Below are 20,541 nucleotides of genomic sequence, written 5' to 3'. Positions count from 1 at the left end.
ACCAGACTACTCGTCAAGGTACCGGCGGGCATCAGCAATGCTGCTGTTAATTTTATCTTTGACATTGGTGATTTTCTCTTTTTCCTGTTCCAGATACTGTACTGCCTGCGCCTGATCCAGTTGCTTAAGCGTGTCGCCATTGTACCGGCTCATCCAGTCCATCATCAGGCTATCGGCCTCTCTCAGGCGCTGGCTCAGCAGCATCAACTGCGATTTTTCGTCATCGGTACGGAGTGTTGCAGAAGCTGCCTGTGTAGAGCCACCGGCTTTGTCGAGACTGTCGATCCGCTGGGTGATCTGTTTGCGGAGGACCATCACGGAGTCAAGACGGGGCATAACTTCATCATGAATGGCTAATACCTCTTTTTCGGTCTCCTGAACCCTTTCGCCGTCATTGTTTGAACAGGCGGTAAGGCTCAGAAGAAGAGCGGTGGCTCCGATGGGTGTTACAGACAGGAAATGGTGGAGTGATAGCATAGGTTTACAGGTAATAAACAGTTGTCAGGTGGCTGCCGGCGCGTTCTGGGCCAGAATTTCGCGGGCGTTGTTGATGGCGCTGGGCGAGGGATTTTTACCGCCAATCATCTGCGCAATTTCGGTGACACGTTCCTCAAGGCTGAGCTTCTTAACCCGGCTGACAGTCTTAGCCGCCGAGTGATCTTTATACACAAAATAGTGGGCTGAGCCCTGAGCGGCTATCTGGTGCAGGTGCGTGATGGCAATGATCTGGTGACTGTTGGCCATTTCCCGCATCATGTGCCCCATCTTGATCGCAATCTCGCCCGATACACCCGTGTCAATCTCATCAAAAACGATGGTTGGCAGCGAACGCTTGCTGGCCAGTATATATTTGATTGCCATCATCAGCCGGGAAAATTCACCACCCGAGGCTACGTTCTTCAACTGCTGCGGCTTTACACCTTTGTTTGCGCTGAACAGGAAGTTTACCGTATCAATACCGGTTGGCGTAGGTTTGCCGGTATCGGACTGGATTTGAAGCGAGGCATTCGGCATACCCAGGTCGTGCAACAGCGCACCTACTTCTTTTTCAATCGGCTTCAGGACCTTTTGCCGCGCTTTCGACAGCTTCTCGGCGCTATTGTCAAGTTTATTCCGGGCGGCTTCGGCCTGGGCCTTAGCCGCGGCCAGTTCGTCGTCGAGGTTTAAGACCTTACTTACTTTCTGCTCCAGTTCGGCCTGTAGGCTTAGCAATTCGGCAATGTCGGCGGCCTGGTGCTTGGTCTGGAGTTGGTAAATGAGGTTCAGGCGCTCGCGGATGGTTTCGGCGCGGCTGTCGTCTATTTCTACATTATCCTGCTCCGTGCTGATTTCCTCGGCCAGATCCCGAAGCTCGATCAGGGTACTCTGTGCCCGCTCCTGCAACTGCTGGTACTGGTCAGACAGCTTACTGATGTGGTTGAGATTGCTGACGGTGCTCTTCAGAAACGACACCACCGACTGCTCGGCATTATCAAGGTATTCGTAAGCCAGTTGCAACCGCTCTTTAATCTCCTCCGCATTTTCGAGAATAGTCAGCTCCTGCTCCAGTGACTCCTGTTCATCGGCCTGTAATTGGGCTTTGGCCAGTTCTTCATACAGGAAGTTATTGTAGTCGAACTCCCGGCGCATGGCATTGGCTTCTGAATGAAGCTGCTCGAAGGCAGATTGCTTCTGCCGGTATTCCTGATAGTCGACGCGATACCGGCGCAGCAATTCGTCGTCCTGCGCATAGGTGTCCACAATCTGCAACTGAAATTCGTTGGAGCCCAGCAGGATGGAGTCATGCTGGGAGTGAATGTCCATGAGTTGGCTGGTTACCCGCCGGAGGGTTTCCAGATTGACAGGGGTATCATTGACGAACGCCCGCGTTTTGCCACTCGGACTAATTTCCCGCCGGACGATGCAGGTAGATGCGTAGTCAAGTTCCTCTTCCTCAAAAATGGTTTCGATGACGTAGCCCGATACCTCATACGTGCCTTCAATCACACATTTCTGCTCGGGGTTGTAGAGTACTCGTGTGTCGGCCCGGTTGCCAAGCAGCAGGCCTATCGCCCCCAGCATAATTGACTTACCGGCGCCGGTTTCGCCCGTTATGATATTCAACTCGTGATCGGGCGCCATCTCGAGTTGTTCGATCAGTGCGTAATTCTTTATAATCAGATGCGATAGCATACGATTGGCTCCTCACTTCATTAACAACGCCGTTCAGAGATTAAGTTTCACGTTTCAGGTTTGAAGTTTCACGTTAAGCCTGCTCCTTGGGCAGTCTAACATGGAACATGGAACTTGAAACCTGAAACAGTTTTAGCGAAGCAACTTCCGGTACGCTTCGGTTTTTGCCGGGTCCAGAAACGACAGCAAATCAAACGCTTTTTTACGTTCGACCGGCGTCCCTTCAAACATAATGTTAAATAATTCTTCGGACTTGGCGTCGAAAAAGGAGTTGAGGAGTACGGCGTTGGGTTTCTGCTGGGTAATGTTGCGAATAACGGTCAGTAAGTCAAGTACCTGCTGGCGCACCTGAACTGGATTGTTGGTGAAGTTGTCGAGGCCCAGCCGGTGATACGAATAGAAGCCTTCGCGGAACGGGATCAACTGCTGGCTCTGCATATTCTCGATGAGCCAATAGCGGTTCCGGCGGTCACCACTGGCCTGCCAGGAGGGGTTTGGCGAACTCTGCTGCGCCAGGTTCACAATATTGTAAGCGTTCTGAATGAATACATTTCCTCCCTGTTTGCTGAAGCTATCGTAATCAGCCGCCAGAATAATATTGGCGTAAAAAGCCATCAGCGACGTTAGCTCGTCTGAGTAAACATTGTCGCGGAAGAAGACGGGTGTTGTCGGTAGCCAGACAAAGTTGAACGCCCGATCCACGTAGCTGAAAATAGGCGTTTCATAGGTAGTTCCGTACACAGGTCGGGTTACTGCGATCTGTGCGTTCCCCTCAAACACGCCCTGTGATACCGATTTGGTCAGGTTAATATTCAACACACAGTTGATCCGTTCTGCAGGACCATATTGGTCGTTGGTCCAGCGCCGGGTATTCATAAACTCGGTAATAACGCTTTTCAACTGGTTGAAATACGCGAAATCCGTTTTCTGCTGGGCAAATAACTGGTCATAGTTCAGGTTCACCTGACAGTTTAGCTCCTGTGCCTGGGCAGGTAGGATAAGGAGGGAAAAGAGTATCAGTTTGATTAGTTTCATTCTAATCCACGTTCTAGCAATTTTTTCTCAATTAAAGTTACTAAATCTTCGGCTACGCCCTGCTTTGATTTCAGCGCAAATTCGACCGTCTGCTCATCTTTATCAATAACGGTGACTTTGTTGGTATCGTGTCCAAAGCCGGCACCAGCGTCGCGCAATGAGTTTAGAACAATCCAGTCCAGATTCTTAGCGTGTAACTTTTTTACCGCGTTGGTATGTTCATTATCAGTTTCAAGGGCAAAGCCCATCAGGAGCTGCCCCGGCTGCTTCCGGGTACCAAGCGTAGCGGCAATGTCAATAGTTTTTGTCAGCTCCAGGGAGAATACCGATTCTGCTTTCTTTATTTTTCGGTCGGCGGGTGCCAGGGGCGTGTAATCAGCCACGGCGGCATTCAGAATTGTCACATCGGCTTCCGTAAAAACCTGTGCGGTGGCTTCGTACATTTCCTGCGCCGAACGGACATCGATGCGCCGGATAGCCCGATCAGGCAGAGAACGACCCGTAGGACCACTTACCAGCGTTACGTTTGCGCCGGCCAGGCTGAAAGCGTGTGCGATGGCATAGCCCATCTTTCCGGTTGAGTGGTTGCTGATATACCGCACCGGGTCAATTGGCTCCTGCGTTGGGCCGGCGGTGATGAGGATATGTTTACCCTTTAGAACGGGGCGCCCGGCAACATGCCGTTCCAGCACCTGGACAATTGTCTCCGGCTCGGCCAACCGGCCTTCGCCAACCAGACCGCTGGCCAGTTCGCCATGCTCGGCCTGAATGATGTGATTGCCAAAGGAGGTAAGCCGGTTTAGATTCTCAACCGTTGTAGGGTGGCGGTACATGTCTAGGTCCATGGCCGGTGCGAAAAACACTGGGCACTTGGCCGACAGGTACACCGCCGAGAGCAGGTCGTCGCAGAAGCCGTGGGCACAGCGGGCCAGCGTATGCGCCGATGACGGGGCAATAACCAGCAAATCGGCCCAGAGACCGAGTTCAACATGGTTGTTCCAAGTGCCGGTGTTCGGGTCGCCCATGAACGACGATAAGGCAGGCCGTTTCGACAGAGTAGCCAGGGTCAGGGGCGTAATAAAATCCTTTGCCGACTCGGTCATCATGACCTGCACTTCGGCACCGGCTTTAACCAACAGGCGGACCAGGAACGCCGATTTATACGCCGAGATGCTACCGGTAACTCCTACTAAAATGCGCTTGCCTGAAAGCATGGACATGGCTTAGAGCGGATGGAAAATGCAAAAAAAGCCGCCGGGCCGGAGTTGCATCCGTAACCAGGCGGCCTTTGGCGGAAGAAAAAAGCTTATTGCTGTTGTTCTTCGTCGGCGTTGTTGCGCCAGTAAATCTTACCCTCCAGAAACTCATCGGTAGCGAGGGTGGTCGGTTTCGGCATCCGCTCGTAATATTTTGAAATTTCGATCTGCTCGCGGTTTTCGAATACTTCTTCCAGGTTATCAACAGCCGACACAAACTCGGATAATTTATTGCTCAGCTCTTCTTTCATTTTAGAAGAGATCTGACGCGCGCGTTTTGAGATGACCGATACAGATTCGTACAGGTTGCCGGTTGCGGCTGCAATCTTATCGGTATCGCGGGTAATCAATGATGGATTCGTTGCCATTGCGCTTGAGTAATCTATATAATGGACAATACTGTCAAACTATTCTACTAATAATGCAGACCGCTGCTTAGTTGATCGATGTGACTTTGGCCGGGCGGTTCGGATCAGGGGTTTTCAACTTCTCCTTTTCTTTTTCCTGAGCGGCTATACGGTCAATCTCTTTCAGACTGGTTTCGTACATCTTTTCAGCCGGCTTCAGAAACTTGCTGTTCGGATATTTGTCGATCAATGCCTGATAAGCCTGAACAGCTTCCTGATATCGCTCTTTCTGCTTCGTGTCCAGACTGTTCTTAGCCAGACTGTACTGGGCATCTACCTTCAGGTACGCCAGTTCTTCATTGAACTCCGAATCCGGAAATTCTTTCTGGAAATTATTGATGGCTACTACCGAAGACTTATAAGAAGCGATGTTGAAGCCGCTGGTTTTGTAATACAATTTTGCCCGCTCATACGCTTTCCGTTCCAGCTTTTTCCGCAGGTCCAGAATCATGCCTGTCGATTCCTGGCGGAAGGGGCTCTCCGGGTAGGCGTTGATGAAGTCCTGCAATGCCGACATCGCCATTACCGTATTTGACTGATCCAGATTGAAGTTAGGCGTGTCTTTGTACAGTGAGTAGGCGTACATATACATGGCCTCGTGGGCGTAGTCACTCCGGGCAAAGGTTTCGTAAAAGCGCTTGAACAACTGCGCACTTACCGAGAATAACTTCTGGTGGTACTGTGTATAGGCGTAGTAAAATTGCGCCATCTCCGACTCCGTACTCCCCTTCAGCACCGGGATCAGTTCTTCAAACAGAATACCTGATCGGTACCAGTCTCCTTTCTTGTAGTAGTTGACGGCTGCTTTGTACTTCTCGTCATCGGTTCCTTTTTTCTGCAAACGGGTAAAGTCGCTACACGAAGAAAACAGGACGACCAATACGCTCAGCAGAATTCCAATAAATCGACGATTTTGCATAAGGACGCAAAGATAATAAAAAAACGGACCATACGGGAGATCATGGCCCAGGTAGTTACACCTCTTAAACGATCGGACAGCCGGAAAAGTGCCCCTGCAATAGCAAGGGATATTGGAATGGGAGCAATTTTAAGGAATTTTAACCTGGTTCCTGCGCGGTTCCGTATCAGTGATGCCGTACCAGTAACTTTTTGGTTGCTACCTTCTTACCGTCAACGGAGAGTTGGTAGAAGTACACGCCCGTAGTCATATCACGTGTGATGATCCGGATCTTGCGGTCATTGCGATCCAGTACGTAATCAGCCACCGGAGCGCCCAGCACGTTTAGCAGGATAAGCTTGGCTTCGTTTACGCCAGACGAAATCTGGTAATCAATTTCTGCAATGTCGTTGGCCGGATTTGGGTAGATGTTTGACACTGTAATGTGATCATTGGCAAACATCAGTTCATCGGTTTTTGCAGCCTGTTCACTGATAACCGGCCGGATCTCACTGGTTGGTGCAGCCGCTGTAGCCGTGCTTTCGGCCTGTGCCGTACGGGCATTAGCTGCCGACTTCTGTGGTGTCGGAGCAATCAGCAACGAACGGTAATATGCGTTAATGGCTGAATTCTTGCTCAGGGCTACCTCGCGGTCGAGACTGGCTGCGGCCGGATGCTTCAGAAATGGAAAGTTGCGCGAGTGAATAACCCGCGAACTGGTTGGTGTCGAAGGGGCAGTTGTTTTACGACCAAGCTCCAGCCGGCTTCGGTTCGGGCCATCCGTTTGGGCCCGGAGCGAAACGGTTGCCAGCAGCAGTCCGAGTAAACAACCATATATCCGTAAAGTTTGCTTCATTCTCCAGGATTGAATTGATACAAGTATTCCACACAAACGTATTTAATGAAAAAGACAAAGTCAACGGCCGTGTGTCTAAAAAATTGTTAAAATTTTCATTTTTTATCAGTTAGAACCGTTTTGGCAGGCGAAGGTTTAATGGAAGCATTGATTTTTTCCGGCTTTTTAGGCTTTGGCTCTTCGGCCGGTTTTTCAGCCTGCCCAAGCGTTTGCGCCTTAGTCGGTTTTTCGTCCTTTCGCCACCGGAAACCATCCAGTTGTTTCTTACTGTCAGTTAGTTCGTGGGGTGGAACAAAAGCCGCATCGGGACGCCCATAGAACCGAATCCGGTCAACTTTGCTTTCTTTAAACTCCAGGTTCATTTTGCTGCACTCCACGTGGTTCATACCCACCATTCGGTTCTTATCATCCATCGCAAAATAGATACTCTGCCCGTTACCCTCCACAATGACGCGGTCCAGCGACGTTTTGCTTTCTTTCGGGTTGGCTTTGTCGGGCAATTGCTGAAAATAGGCGGTGATGGTCCGGCCTTTTACCTGGTTGAAATTGCGTAGTGTATCCTGCGAAATGACAAAGGACTTGCTGCGCAGCAGCATGGTATGCAAGTGATTATTTTTTAATTTGGCCGTAATGGAATCGGCCTCCATCTGGTAGTTCTCACTCCAGACAATTGGTTTTTTATAAAAATAGATCGTCGAGTCAGCTACGTCATACACCAGTGAATCGCACCGGCTTTGCAGGTCCGATTTGTAAACAATCACGTTCTTTTGGCCAACCAGTTTCCGGGTTTTCTTTTCTTTATTATCAAAAGAAAACAAGGTATCGGCCCGCATAAAAAGCGTATCCTGGTTAATGGTACTTTTGACCAGCGCATAGCCGGTTAATCGCGAAACCCCCGCTTTGCCGTTGTACCGGCCCTGGTCGCCCGTCAGAATGGTTTTATCACTTTTGGCCACCATCACCACATTCCCCTTGGCAACCCCAATCTCAGTGGCATTATCAAAGTCCAGCGTGTCGCCCGTTAACGTATATTTATCCGTCTCGACCGTGGCCCGGCGCTGGAAGTTAGAGACCCGCGTTACCGTATTGTATTGGCCTTCTCTGGCGAGTAGTGTACCGTCTTTGCTCACGATTTTGGTTGGCCCCTGAAACGTGGCAATCTTGGTCAGCGAATTATACAGCAGGGAATCCGCCGTCAGGGTGTATTTCGGATTGACCAGCTTTACATTTTGCCGGAATGTAAACTGCTTGGTCCGGGTATCATAGTACCCCTGTTTGCTGGTCAGTACGTTCTCTCGGTCCACAATACGGCCTGGGTTGGGGTAAACCGCCAGACCGTTTGCCATATCGTAGTCGAGTTGTGAAGTACTGAGCGTCATTTTTCGGTCTTTTAGGACGACATTTCCCCGCATGTTGGCAATCCGGGTGTTGCCGTAGTAAAACATGGTATCACTGCGTACGCTGATGGTGTCACCCTGAATGATCCGGACATTACCGTACGCTTCAATCACGTTGGTCGTCACGTTCTGAATGGCCAGGTTACAGTACATCAGCACTCCTTTATGCCGGAAGCGTACGTTGTTGAACAGCTTACGGACTACCATATTGGGCTGGTTAATGACCACCAGACTATCGGCACCCGGCGGCAGCAACTCCACCTTTTCGGAGGCTGCCGATGAGGGCCGGCCGGTCTGACCCCACGCCCGATCATAGCCCGACAGGCTGCCCAGTAAAAGGAGTATCAGAAAGACCCTATAAAAATGAAAAGGGTTGCAACGCATAGGCGAAAAAATGTCGTTAGGCTGCTTTTGCGGAGAAAAGTGAGCCGGTGAGACGCCCGATCTGCCAGGGCAGAGGGAAAGCGTCGTTATATTAACGTTTTTTGTGCTACAAAACTATGGCATCTGACCGACACCCCACGTTAGAACAGGCCTTTTTAACGTTTGTTAACGCCCCCAGACCGGGTAGTGAATCCTTGTTTTCGCCTAATGACCGCGTGCTGCTGGCCGTCAGTGGGGGAATCGACTCGGTGGCCATGGCGCATACATTTCACCGGGTTGGTCAGTCGTTTGCCATTGCCCATGTCAATTACGGGCTGCGCGGGGCTGATTCCGACGATGATGCCTTGTTTGTACAGAACATTGCGGACCGGTACAGGGTTCCGTTTCACCAAACCCGTTTTGATACGGCTACTGTGGCACAGGAGCGGGGGATTTCTATTCAGATGGCCGCCCGTGAATTGCGTTACGCCTGGTTTGAACAGCTTCTCGATCAGTATGGGTACGCGAGCGTAGCAACAGCCCACCACCAGAACGATGTCCTGGAAACAATACTAATCAACCTGGTGCGCGGTACCGGTCTGGCGGGGCTGCAGGGCATACCGGTTCGGCAGGGGCGGGTAATCCGGCCGTTATGGTTTACCAACCGGGAGCAACTCGTAGCCTATATGCAAGAGCATAATCTGTCCTGGCGGGAAGATAGCTCCAATGCAGCTGACAAATACGTGCGCAACCGCCTGCGCCATCAGGTGCTCCCCATACTCCAGGTACTTAACCCTGCATTACTGACGGATACCCTGCCTCAGACCGTTGAGCGACTACGAGCGGCCGGACAACTGCTGAGCCAAGAACTGGCCCAGAGCTGGCAACAGGTAGCCGTTGAGCAGGAGGGAAGGATTACCCTCAATATCGAGGCATTGATCAGACTGTCTGAACCCCAATTTCGCCTGTATGAGTGGCTGCGAATCTATGGGTTTTCTCAGGATCAGGTTCGGCAAATCTGGGCAGCAACTATGCGGGAGCCTGGTAGCGTGTTCTGGTCGGCCACCCACCGGCTGGTTCACGAGCGGGAGGGCCTGGTGCTGATGCCGTTGCCACCGGAGCATGGCTTTAGGGTTGAGCTGGAGGAGTGGCCTCAGGGCGTCGTGGTTGCTGGGTCGTGGCGTCTCTGTTTCGAAACCTTTGATAAACCGGTCGATTTTCAGATCCCCACTGATCCAGGGGTGGCCTGTCTGGATGCCGACCAGATAAAGCTGCCGCTGATTATTCGTCCCTGGCAGCAGGGTGACCGTTTCCGGCCGTTGGGTCTAAAGGGAAGTAAACTGGTGAGCGATTTGCTGAATGACCAGAAAGTGTCGCTGTCTCAGCGGGAGCAAGCGGCTGTACTGGCAGCCGGTAACGGTATAATGTGGGTTGTTGGCCGGCGTATCGGTCATGCATTCAGACTGACCGCAGAGACCCGTCGCGTTCTAAAAATAGTCCTATCTTAACGTGCCAAAACAGTCCTCCATAAAGGGGCCTCAAGATAAACAAGCTGAAATATGATCGTAACTTTTTTGTAGCAATTATCAACTTTATGCATATTACCACTGAATTACAATAGCTTCTAATCTTTTACTTTCCATAAAACGCTATGAATTACTCTGTACGGGCACTGTTGCTGCTAGCGCTCGTGTTCAGCAGCCAAATTCTTCTGGCACAAAGTGGGCGGTTACGATCCGCTAACAAACAGTTTGACGACATGAGCTACGCCAGTGCAGTACGCATGTACGAAGAGTTTCTCCGGGGTGACAAAAAAAGCAACCCGGCCGAAACCCGCGAAGCCATGCTGAAACTGGCCTACAGTTATCGCAAGTTACAGGATACCCGTAATGCCGAGCGGGTTTACGGCGATCTGGTTAAAAACTATGACGACCTGAACAGTGACGTTTACCTTTACTACGCCCAGGCACTGGCGACCAACGGCAAATACCGGGATTCGCAGAAGATGTACAGCCGGTACGGCGAAAAGCAGAAAGAAGATATGCGGGGCCGCCGGTTCACCATGTCATACATGGATATGAACCGGTTCTACCAGGATTCATCCTCGTACCAGATGGCGCCTTTACCCATCAATACCCGTCAGGCCGATTTTAGTCCGATGTACTATAAGAACGGTCTGGTGTTTGTATCGGCCCGCGACGAATCCGGGGTAACCAAGCGGGTGTTTGGCTGGAACCAGACGCCGTTTCTGGATCTTTACTTTTTTCCGGATACAACCCAGTTCCGGCAATTAATCAACAATGACCCGGCGGTGCGACCGACCAGTACGGCCGTACTCGGGGGCGGTAGCGCGGTGAATCTGCCATCAGATGCTACCGTTGATGATAAGAATCTAAGCAAAGCTGAGAAGTTCAGCCGGACGCTGAATACCAAATACCATGAGGGGCCGGTTACATTCTCTAAAGACCAGAAGATGGTCCTCTTCACCCGGAATAATACCAGTAAAGGAAAAGCCGGCAAAAGCTCCGACGGCGTAAAGAAGCTGAAGTTATACTCGGCTATCGATAAGAACGGTACCTGGACAGATGTTCAGGAGCTCCCCTTCAACAGCAACGAATACTCGGTAGGACACCCGGCGTTCTCCCCGGATAATTCAAAATTGTATTTTGTCTCGGATATGCCGGGCGGCTACGGCGGTACGGATATCTACGTGGCCGAATACGCTAATGGTCAATGGTCTACCCCCGTTAATATGGGTAAGGAAATCAATACAGAAGGCAATGAGATGTTTCCGTTTGTGGATGAAAACGGAAACCTGTATTTCTCGTCTGACGGCCATGAGGGCCTTGGCGGACTTGATGTGTTCTTTGCCGAATTAAAAGATGGGATTGCTTACAAAGGGGTTGAAAACGCAGGGGCTCCCATTAACTCAGAAAAAGATGATTTCGGGATCATAACCGACAAAAATCGGTCGTCGGGTTACGTGAGCAGCAACCGGAAGCGGGGAGTCAGCGATGATGATATTTTCGCTTTCCGGAAAATATGCCGGCAACTTAATATTCTGGTATACGATGCCAAAAGCGGCACTCCGCTCGAAGGTGCCGATGTCCGGGTAATGCGCGGAGACGTTAGTCAGGTCCTGCAGATAACGGGTCAGGATGGTAAGGCCGATCTGTGTCTGGAAACCAGTGCCGATTATGAATTTAAGGCGGCCAAAGAAGGCTTTCAGACCAATAGTGTTAAGTTTTCGACCCTGACGCAATCCAAACAACCGGTTATGACCGTGTCGATATACCTCCAGCGCACTGAAGGCACGCTGATGAAAGGGGTGGTAAAAGCTGAGGTCGATCAGACGCCGGCCTCCGGGGTAAAGGTGACTTTCCGCAACGAAAAAGATAAGTCGGAGCAGACTGTAGTGACCGGTCCCGATGGCGGCTATGAGTTCAACATGAAACCGGGAGCTCCGTACACCATTACCGCCGAAAAAGACCGCTACGCAACCAAGCGGGCTAAGTACGAAAAACTAAAGCCTGGCCGTAGTCCGAAAGTGGTATCCGACTCGCTGGGCTTATACGGTGAAGGTGATGTTTTCCAGTTGAAAAACATTTATTACGACCTGAACAAGTTCTTTATCCGTCCGGATGCGGCTAAGGAACTGGATCGGGTAGTGGCTATTTTAAAAGAATACCCGGAGATGAAAATTGAGCTTCGGGCTCATACCGATGCCCGTTCCAACGATACCTACAACCTGCGCCTGTCGGAGAGCCGGGCCAGGGCGGCTATGGATTATCTGGTAGCCAGAGGAGTCAACCCAAGCCGGCTGCTAGCGAAAGGCTACGGTGAGGCCGAAGTAGTGAACGGCTGCACTGACGGCGTGGAGTGTAGCGAGCCCGAACACCAGCAGAACCGCCGGACCGAATTTAAGATCGTGTCGGTGCAGTAAGCATCAGCGCTAGTGTTACAGGAAGGCCCTCTCCGGATTCGGGAAGGGCCTTCCTGTTTTCAGATTACGGCTCCGCCGTCGGCGTAAAACAGGCTGCCGGTGCAGTAAGAGGATGCATCGGAGGCCAGGAATAAAGCAAGCGGGCTGATTTCATCGGTGGTGCCCATGCGGGCAATGGGCAGTCGCCTGGTAAAGTGAGCCAGAATTTTATCATCCCGCCACAGGGCTTCGCTGAATTTAGTTTTGATCAGGCCCGGACAAATGGCGTTGACCCGTATCCCATCAGCGCCCCATTCTTTCGCCAGCACTTTGGTGAGCATATTCATGGCCATTTTGCTGACACTGTAGATACCCAGACCGGGGTCTGGGGTGTGCCCGGCAATGCTGCTCATCATGATGACACTGCCGCCCCCTCGGGCTTTCATGTATGGGTATACCATCTTACTGAGTTCAAACGGAGCCTTTACGTTTACCTGCATGATCTTGTCAAAAGCGCCTTCGTCGCAGTCGAGGGAGGGGCCAAAGACCGGATTGGTCGCTGCGTTATTGACCAGTATATCGATACCGCCGTACAAGTCGGCCGTCTTCTCGACCAACTGCCGGAGTTGATCCATATTTCCGGCATGGGCCGCAATGCCGGTTGCTTCTCCGCCCTGCCGCTTGATATCATTGGCCAGTTGGTCCAGCGGTTCCTGCTTGCGGCTGCTAACCACGACCTTAGCCCCGAATTGGGCATAAACCCTGGCTATGTCTTCGCCAATCCCTTTGCTGGCCCCGGTAATGATGGCTACTTTTCCGTCCAGATTAAAAAACTGTTTTTCCAGTGAATCGGTAGGTCGTGTTTCCATGCTGGTTTAGTTTGTCAGACTCATTTGGGTCGGCAAACTATGGCTTTTGGCAGGTATTTCAAACTATCTGCCTAAGAACTCTCATCAGCCCAGGCGGGCATATACCTGAAATTTATCTATTTTCGTTGCCAGATACAGACATTCCAGGCGAACCTCAGCGGCCTGGATTCCTATCCACCTAACCCTTATGCATCACGACACCCAAGATTTACCTCCTTTTGTCCGCTCCTGGTCGCAGTTATACGCTATTGTTATTGGTGGGCTGCTGCTGGAAATCATTCTATTTTACGGTTTAATGATCTGGTTTTCATGAGCGGCATCGATTGGCTGGTGCTTTTTGCCACGCTATTTGGCATTATTGCATACGGTATATACCGGAGCCGCGGCACCCGTAACATGGACGATTACCTGCTGGCCGGGCACTCGTTGCCCTGGTACCATGTGGGATTATCAGTGATGGCGACGCAGGCCAGCGCCATCACGTTTCTGTCGGCACCGGGGCAGGCCTTTACCGACGGTATGCGCTTTGTGCAGTTCTATTTCGGTCTGCCGCTGGCGATGGTTGTGCTCTCCATTACGTTTGTGCCCATCTTCCACCGGCTGAAGGTCTACACCGCCTATGAATACCTGGAGACCCGCTTCGATGCCCGCGTTCGCATCCTGACCGCCCTGTTGTTCCTGATTCAGCGGGGACTCTCTACGGGGCTGTCCATCTACGCACCGGCTATAATCCTGTCAACCATTTTAGGCTGGAATATCTATTGGACCAACCTGATCATGGGTGGCTTGGTGCTGATTTACACCGTCACCGGTGGGACCAAGGCTATTTCCTACACCCATATTCAGCAGATGATGATTGTAACAATCGCTATGGTCATTGCCGGCTGGATGACGGTTCACCTGATGCCGCAGGAGGTAGGCTTTACCGATGCCCTGCAGGTAGCCGGAAAAGCGGGTCGGCTCAATCTGATCGATCTGAAGTTCGATCCAGACAGTCGGTACAATGTCTGGTCGGGCCTGATCGGTGGCTTTTTTCTACAACTTTCATACTTCGGTACGGACCAGTCGCAGGTGGGCCGCTACCTGACCGGGCAATCGGTCGGCCAGAGCCGGTTGGGCCTGTTGATGAACGGCCTGCTAAAGGTGCCGATGCAATTCCTTATTCTGCTGGTTGGCGTCCTGGTTTTCTCATTCTATCAGTACCACGAGTCTCCGGTATTTTTTAACAAGCAGGAAACCGACGCGCTGAAACAAAGCCAGTACGCCGGTGAATACCAACTGCTGGAGATGAAACACCGGAATCTGGACGCCCAGCGCCAGCAAGCCGTAGTGGCTATTCAAGACGCCCTGGATACGGAAAACGACGGTAAACTGGTGCAGGCCCGGACAACGCTGCGGGAAGCCGATGCGGCCATTGGTGCCGTCAGAAAAGATGTAGTGGGGCTGATCCAGAAAAATAACCCAGCGGCCGATACCAGCGATGTGAACTATGTCTTTCTCCGGTTTGTGCTCGATTACCTCCCGCACGGGCTGATTGGGCTCCTCATTGCCGTCATCTTCAGTGCGTCGATGGGCTCCATTGCGGCTGCTTACAATTCACTGGCGTCAACCACGGTGGTCGATATTTACAAGCGCATTGTTCACCAGAAAGATGCCGACGCGCATTACTTATGGGTATCGAGGGTTGCAACGGTCATCTGGGGTATTTTCTGCATTCTGGTGGCGCAGTTTGCCAATCGGCTGGGCAGCATGATCGAGGCCGTGAATATCTTGGGGTCACTGTTCTACGGCGTTATTCTGGGCGTATTCCTGGTTGCATTTTACTTCAAAAGTATTGGCGCACGGGCTACTTTCTGGGCAGCTATTCTGTCCGAAGTGCTGGTGGTGTATTGTTACTGGCTTGAATTGACCGCTTTTCTCTGGCTGAACCTGATCGGCTGTGTGCTGGTGATCGGTATTGCCTGGCTGATTCAGAAAGTGTGGCCAACCCAACCAACGTCCATCCCAACAAAAAAGCCCGCCTGATCCGGGCTACCGTCTGGACACAGGTAGTCATTCTTTATCGGCTTCCGCTGATTAAAAGATAGGACCAGACGGTGAGGGTTTTACTCCCGGACTATCGGATCCGGCTGACCATCGGGGTCATTTCTGACAGTACCCCGCGTTGGAATCTTGTTGCCGCGAATCAGCAGGAGGCCGGCTACGTGCGGAGTTGCCATAGAGGTGCCGGAAAGCGTGGCGTACCGGCCGTCTTTGTAGGTCGACTGCACCCGCACCCCAAAGGCACAGACATCGACTTCCGGCCCGTAGTTGGAGAACGATGCGAAATTCTCATTCCGGTCCATTGCCGACACGGTAAAAACATTCGGGTGGTTGAAACGGGCGGGCGAGGCTTTGATCGCTTCGCCTTCGTTACCGGCGGCAATGGCAAATAAAATACCTTTATCCGCAGCCTGCTGAATCTGACGCTCCAGCGTAGCCGATGTTCCTTCTCCACCTAAGCTCATATTGACTACATCGCCGGCTTTGCCGTTGCGCACGACATGGCTAACCGCCGAGATAATGCCCGATACGCGCCCTTCGCCCACCTGGTCCAGCACCCGCAGCGAAACCAGCTTGGCGCCGGAAGCGATACCCAGGACGCCAACGTTATTATTGATGGCCCCGATGATGCCGGCTACGTGAGTACCGTGACCATTCTCGTCGTCGGCGGTTTTGCCGGTTATAAACGACTGGCTGCGTTCCTTATCTACATTCAGGTCGGGATGGTTCAGATCAATACCTGTGTCGATTACCCAAACCGTTTTGGTCAGTTGTGCCTTGTAATCGCCACGACCAAATCCGGTCAGTTGGATGTTCCAGGGAACAGCGGTGGGCGTTACCACATCCACGCAGCTACACATAGAAGCTACCCGGTCGGGTTCGACCATTTCGACGGACGGATCGTTCCGTAGCCGTTCACTTTCGGCCTGGCTCAGGTGAGCCACAAACGCAGTGCGTTCGCCCGAAAAAAGCACGTCTGCCTCCGTATCCGCTACCTTGTTTTTGGCCAGAAAATGCGTTACCAGGGAGCCAACGCGGGCATTGGGCGCGGAGGACAGCGCTTGTTCGGGTTTGTAGGTAACTATATAGGAACCGGCAATAACCTGACCGTTCCGGTCCGAAGCTTTGACCAGACAGTCACTTGCGGGCTCTACCACCCGGTCAGTTTCACAACTTAACAAGCCAGCCAGTAGTCCTGCCTTCAGGAGTGTGGCTGATGATGATCTCCAGCGCAATGTTTAATCTTTTTAGTCGCTGGATAATAACGAATTGTGGCTGGGAAAAGTGCGGAGAGCGGGAGAAGAGGTGGAGTTGACCGAAAAGCAGCAAAAAGTCGTTTGGAACGGCTATTTTTGCACAAACTATAAAATTGCTGTGGTGCCCGAAGGCCCGCAGGAACAGACTTATGGCCGAATACAACCACCGCAAAGTCGAACAGGACTGGCAGCGCTTCTGGGAGAAAAATCAAACATACAAAACGGAGGCTGACGCCAGTCGGCCCAAATATTATGTCCTGGATATGTTTCCGTACCCTTCGGGCGCGGGGCTGCACGTGGGACACCCGCTGGGTTACATTGCCTCCGATATATTCTCGCGCTATAAGCGACTGAAGGGCTTTAATGTGCTGCATCCCATGGGCTTCGATTCCTTTGGCCTGCCGGCCGAGCAGTACGCTATCCAAACGGGGCAGCATCCGGCTGTTACCACCGAGCGCAACATTACCCGGTATATCGAACAATTGAAGAACATCGGTTTCAGCTACGACTGGAGCCGCGAAGTTCGCACCTCGGACCCCGGCTTCTACAAGTGGACACAGTGGATCTTTATGGAGTTGTTCCGGAGCTGGTACAACAACGATACGGACCGTGACGGCGGACCGAAAGCCGAACCTATTGAAACCCTGATTGCCCAATTTGAGCAGAACGGTAATCAGTCGGTGAACGCTCCCTGCGACGAAGCTACCCCCATGTTTACCGCTGAGCAGTGGAAGGCAATGAGCGAACGGGAACAATACGAGATCACCCTGAAATACCGGCTTACCTACGTGGCCGATGCCGTGGTGAACTGGTGCCCGGCGCTGGGTACGGTCCTGGCCAACGATGAGGTGAAAGATGGTGTGTCGGAGCGTGGAGGCTATCCGGTAGAGCAGAAGAAAATGCGCCAGTGGATGATGCGCATCACCGCCTATGCCGACCGGCTGCTGCAGGGGCTGGACCAGATCGACTGGTCGGAATCGCTGAAAGAGCAGCAGCGCAACTGGATTGGCAAATCGGTAGGAGCGGAGGTGACGTTTCAGATTGAAAATAAGAAAGAGACGATCAAGGTCTACACCACCCGCGTTGATACCATTTACGGCGTAACGTTTATGGTGCTGGCACCGGAGCATGAGCTGGTACCGGATCTGACTACGCCGGAGCAGCGTGAAGCCGTGGAAGCCTACGTGAATGCGGCTAAGCTGCGGTCGGAGCGGGACCGGATGGCCGATGTAAAAACGGTGTCGGGTGTCTTTACCGGCAGCTATGTTATCAATCCGTTTAACGGCGAGAAGGTACCTATCTGGCTGGCCGATTACGTACTGGCCGGTTACGGTACCGGGGCCGTCATGGCCGTCCCGTCGGGTGACCAGCGCGACTGGACGTTTGCCACGTACTTCGGTTTACCCATCGTGCGGATTCTGGATGCGCAGAAAGATTTGGATACGCAGGCCGACGCGACCAAAGAAGGCCGCTATGTGAACTCCGGAATCATTAACGGTCTCACATTTCAGGAAGCGATTCCGGTACTGATTCAGTTTCTGGAAGAAAAAGAAATTGGTAAGGCCAAGACCAACTACCGCCTGCGCGATGCCGTTTTCAGCCGCCAGCGGTACTGGGGTGAGCCAGTTCCTGTCTATTACAAAGAAGGGTTACCCTATCTGATCGACGAAAGTGATCTGCCGCTGGAGTTACCGGCGGTTGATAAATACCTGCCGACCGAAACCGGTGAACCACCGCTGGGCCGGGCCGAAAACTGGACGTATACAGACGGGTACGAATACGAACTGAGCACTATGCCCGGCTGGGCCGGTTCAAGCTGGTACTGGTACCGCTACATGGACCCCCAAAATCAGCATGAATTTGCTTCTAAAGAGGCTGTTGATTACTGGCGTGATGTGGATTTGTACATTGGCGGCTCCGAACACGCAACGGGTCACCTGCTATACAGTCGGTTCTGGAACAAGTTTCTGAAGGACCGCGGCTATGTGCCCGAAGAGGAACCGTTCAAAAAACTGGTGAATCAGGGGATGATTCAGGGACGGTCTAACTTTGTGTACCGGGTAAAAGAATCGGTGGGCGAGGATAAGGCTCCGGTGTTTGTATCGGCCGGTTTGCTGGAGAGCGCCGACTGGCCTGATCTCGCAGTAACCGCGCTGCACGTCGACGTAAATATCGTCAACAACGATATTCTGGATATAGAAGCCTTCCGAAAATCACGACCTGATTTAACCGAAAGTCCGGATGGTATTCCGGCTGAGTTTATGCTGGAAGATGGCAAGTACCTCTGCGGAGCGGAGATTGAGAAAATGTCGAAGTCGAAGTACAACGTGGTGAACCCCGACGACATTGTGGAGCGTTACGGGGCCGATGTGCTGCGCCTGTATGAGATGTTTCTGGGACCGCTGGAACAGGCCAAGCCCTGGAACACCAACGGCATCGACGGTGTATACCGCTTCATTCGGAAGTTCTGGCGACTGTTCTACGAAGAAACGAGTACCGGCGAAAGTAATTGGATTGTCAGCGATGAAGCCCCGACCCCGGCCGAACTTAAGAGTCTGCACAAGACCATCAAAAAAACGCAGGAGGATATTGAAGCTATGTCGTTCAATACCACCGTGCCTGCTTTTATGGTCTGCGTGAATGAACTGACGAGTCTGAAATGTAATAAACGGGCCATTCTACAGGATCTGGTGGTGCTTCTGTCGCCGTTTGCTCCGCACATTACGGAAGAGTTGTGGGCGGCACTGGGCAATGAGCCGGGTACGGTTACCCAAACCAGCTTCCCGACATTTGAGGAGAAGTATCTGGTGGAAGACGCTTTCGAGTATCCCATTCAGATTAACGGTAAGGTTCGCACGACCATCTCCTTTGCCATTGATCGGGCTCCGACCGAAATTGAGAAGGAGGTATTGGCAAACGAAACCGTGCAGAAGTGGCTGGAGGGCAAATCACCCAAAAAGGTGGTAGTGGTGCCGAAGCGGATTGTGAATGTTGTTGTATGATTGATGGAACGCGGCCGGGCCGCGTTCTATTTCTCCTATGAAAAAACTCTTACTCTTTTTCCTTCTCGCTGCCACTGCCTGTGCACCAAAGACGCAAATCAAGGTGCCGGATGGCGGCTTTCAGGATTATTTTAAACCGCAGCCGGGGCAGGCTCTTATCAGTGCCCACCGGGGTGGAGGAGACTATAGGGGCTATCCCGAGAATAGCATCGAGTCCTTTGCTTACCTCGCTGAAAAGATTGGTACGCCGACACGACCGATCATTATCGAGTGTGATATTAATCTGACCCGGGACAGTGTGCTGATGATGATGCACGACGATAAGCTGGACCGTACCTCTACCGGCACCGGCCGAATTTCAGACGTGACGTGGGATTACTGCAAAACGCTGCGGCTGGAAGATAACCAGGGTAATCTGACCCGGTACAAAATACCAACACTGGAACAGGTGTTGCGGTGGGGGAAAGGCCGGGTGTTGTATACCCTCGATGTAAAGCGGAGTGTGCCCTTCGATAAGGTTGTAGCTATGATTCACCGAACCAACGCTGCCGACTATGCGGCCGTGATCACTTACAACGCCATCGATGCAGCCAAAGTCTACCGGCTGGACCCCAGTCTAATGATTTCGGTGAACGTTCGTAACCGCGCCGACTATGAGCGGCTGCGCGAACTGGGTGTTTCCGACCGGAATATGATTGCCTTTATCGGCACCCGCGAAGCCGATCCTGAACTATACCGTTTTCTGCATGACAAAGGCATTGCCTGTATTCTGGGTACCCTCGGTAACCTCGACAAGCAGGCCGTGGCGAAAGGCGATTATGTATACAGGGAATTCGTCAGGAACGGTGCCGACATTTTATCAACCGACCGGCCGCTGGAAGTCCTGAAAGCAGTAGAACTTTAAAACAAGCCCTGCTCTAAAGTCAAGAGCAGGGCTTGTCTTTTGGATATAAAAGTTTACAGACAACCATACGTTTGACTGATTCGCCGGCCGGCACCTACATCCTGAGAGATACTTAAACTTGTATCGGTAAAGGATACTTCGTACGTTAGACTTACACCTTG

Annotated in this window: 15 protein-coding genes; 5 read left to right on the top strand and 10 right to left on the bottom strand. The window is 52.0% G+C overall.

Annotation, left to right across the window (positions count from 1 at the left end; translation table 11 throughout):
* Positions 1-6: 6 nt before the first annotated feature.
* From ABD949_RS11730 to ABD949_RS11695, 8 genes are all read right to left on the bottom strand, one after another.
* Positions 7-477, bottom strand: a complete 471-nt coding sequence (locus ABD949_RS11730; RefSeq protein ID WP_345243660.1) for a viral A-type inclusion protein — start codon at positions 475-477, stop codon at positions 7-9.
* A gap of 24 nt (positions 478-501) precedes the next feature.
* A complete protein-coding gene (gene recN / locus ABD949_RS11725) occupies positions 502-2,172 on the bottom strand; it encodes a DNA repair protein RecN (protein ID WP_345243657.1) in 1,671 nt (556 codons plus the stop codon).
* 132 nt (positions 2,173-2,304) lie between these two features.
* Positions 2,305-3,207 carry a type IX secretion system protein PorD gene (gene porD, locus ABD949_RS11720; RefSeq protein WP_345243655.1) on the bottom strand — a complete coding sequence of 301 codons (903 nt, stop codon included), beginning with the start codon at positions 3,205-3,207 and terminating at the stop codon, positions 2,305-2,307.
* A complete protein-coding gene (coaBC, locus tag ABD949_RS11715; RefSeq protein WP_345243653.1) occupies positions 3,204-4,427 on the bottom strand; it encodes a bifunctional phosphopantothenoylcysteine decarboxylase/phosphopantothenate--cysteine ligase CoaBC in 1,224 nt (407 codons plus the stop codon). Before coaBC ends, porD begins: the two co-directional genes overlap by 4 nt.
* Before the next feature lie 86 nt (positions 4,428-4,513).
* Positions 4,514-4,831: a DNA-directed RNA polymerase subunit omega gene (locus ABD949_RS11710; protein WP_345243651.1), complete on the bottom strand. Its 318-nt coding sequence runs from the start codon at positions 4,829-4,831 to the stop codon at positions 4,514-4,516.
* A gap of 67 nt (positions 4,832-4,898) precedes the next feature.
* Positions 4,899-5,789, bottom strand: a complete 891-nt coding sequence (locus tag ABD949_RS11705) for an outer membrane protein assembly factor BamD (RefSeq protein ID WP_345243649.1) — start codon at positions 5,787-5,789, stop codon at positions 4,899-4,901.
* A gap of 166 nt (positions 5,790-5,955) precedes the next feature.
* Positions 5,956-6,624: a T9SS type A sorting domain-containing protein gene (locus tag ABD949_RS11700; RefSeq protein WP_345243647.1), complete on the bottom strand. Its 669-nt coding sequence runs from the start codon at positions 6,622-6,624 to the stop codon at positions 5,956-5,958.
* A gap of 95 nt (positions 6,625-6,719) precedes the next feature.
* The gene (locus tag ABD949_RS11695) at positions 6,720-8,405 is read right to left on the bottom strand and encodes an OstA-like protein (RefSeq protein WP_345243645.1); all 1,686 of its coding nucleotides are present in this window, start codon (positions 8,403-8,405) and stop codon (positions 6,720-6,722) included.
* Between the two features lie 116 nt (positions 8,406-8,521).
* Here ABD949_RS11695 and tilS point away from each other — a divergent pair, with 116 nt between their 5' ends.
* Both tilS and ABD949_RS11685 read left to right on the top strand, forming a co-directional pair.
* Positions 8,522-9,892 (top strand): tRNA lysidine(34) synthetase TilS, encoded by a 1,371-nt coding sequence (gene tilS, locus ABD949_RS11690; RefSeq protein WP_345243643.1) that lies wholly within the window; start codon positions 8,522-8,524, stop codon positions 9,890-9,892.
* Between the two features lie 143 nt (positions 9,893-10,035).
* On the top strand, positions 10,036-12,327 hold the full coding sequence (locus ABD949_RS11685; protein ID WP_345243641.1) for an OmpA family protein: 2,292 nt from the start codon (positions 10,036-10,038) through the stop codon (positions 12,325-12,327).
* Positions 12,328-12,386: 59 nt separating this feature from the next.
* Here the strand turns inward: ABD949_RS11685 and ABD949_RS11680 are convergent, their stop codons facing one another.
* A complete protein-coding gene (locus ABD949_RS11680) occupies positions 12,387-13,175 on the bottom strand; it encodes an SDR family NAD(P)-dependent oxidoreductase (protein ID WP_345243639.1) in 789 nt (262 codons plus the stop codon).
* Positions 13,176-13,484: 309 nt separating this feature from the next.
* Here ABD949_RS11680 and ABD949_RS11675 point away from each other — a divergent pair, with 309 nt between their 5' ends.
* Positions 13,485-15,200, top strand: coding sequence for a sodium:solute symporter family protein (locus tag ABD949_RS11675; RefSeq protein WP_345243637.1), 1,716 nt, complete (start codon positions 13,485-13,487; stop codon positions 15,198-15,200).
* Between the two features lie 80 nt (positions 15,201-15,280).
* Here the strand turns inward: ABD949_RS11675 and ABD949_RS11670 are convergent, their stop codons facing one another.
* Complete coding sequence (locus tag ABD949_RS11670; protein WP_345243635.1) at positions 15,281-16,453, bottom strand: S8 family peptidase; 1,173 nt, start codon at positions 16,451-16,453, stop codon at positions 15,281-15,283.
* 170 nt (positions 16,454-16,623) lie between these two features.
* Between ABD949_RS11670 and ABD949_RS11665 the strand changes: the two genes are divergently transcribed.
* Entirely contained in the window at positions 16,624-19,476 is a 2,853-nt protein-coding gene (locus ABD949_RS11665) for a leucine--tRNA ligase (RefSeq protein ID WP_345243633.1), read from the top strand.
* Between the two features lie 37 nt (positions 19,477-19,513).
* Complete coding sequence (locus tag ABD949_RS11660) at positions 19,514-20,380, top strand: glycerophosphodiester phosphodiesterase family protein (RefSeq protein WP_345243631.1); 867 nt, start codon at positions 19,514-19,516, stop codon at positions 20,378-20,380.
* Positions 20,381-20,541: the final 161 nt, after the last annotated feature.

It is taken from the genome of Nibrella saemangeumensis (assembly GCF_039541915.1).
GTDB classification, from domain to species: domain Bacteria; phylum Bacteroidota; class Bacteroidia; order Cytophagales; family Spirosomataceae; genus Nibrella; species Nibrella saemangeumensis.
This window is presented reverse-complemented; position numbering and strand designations above follow the sequence as displayed.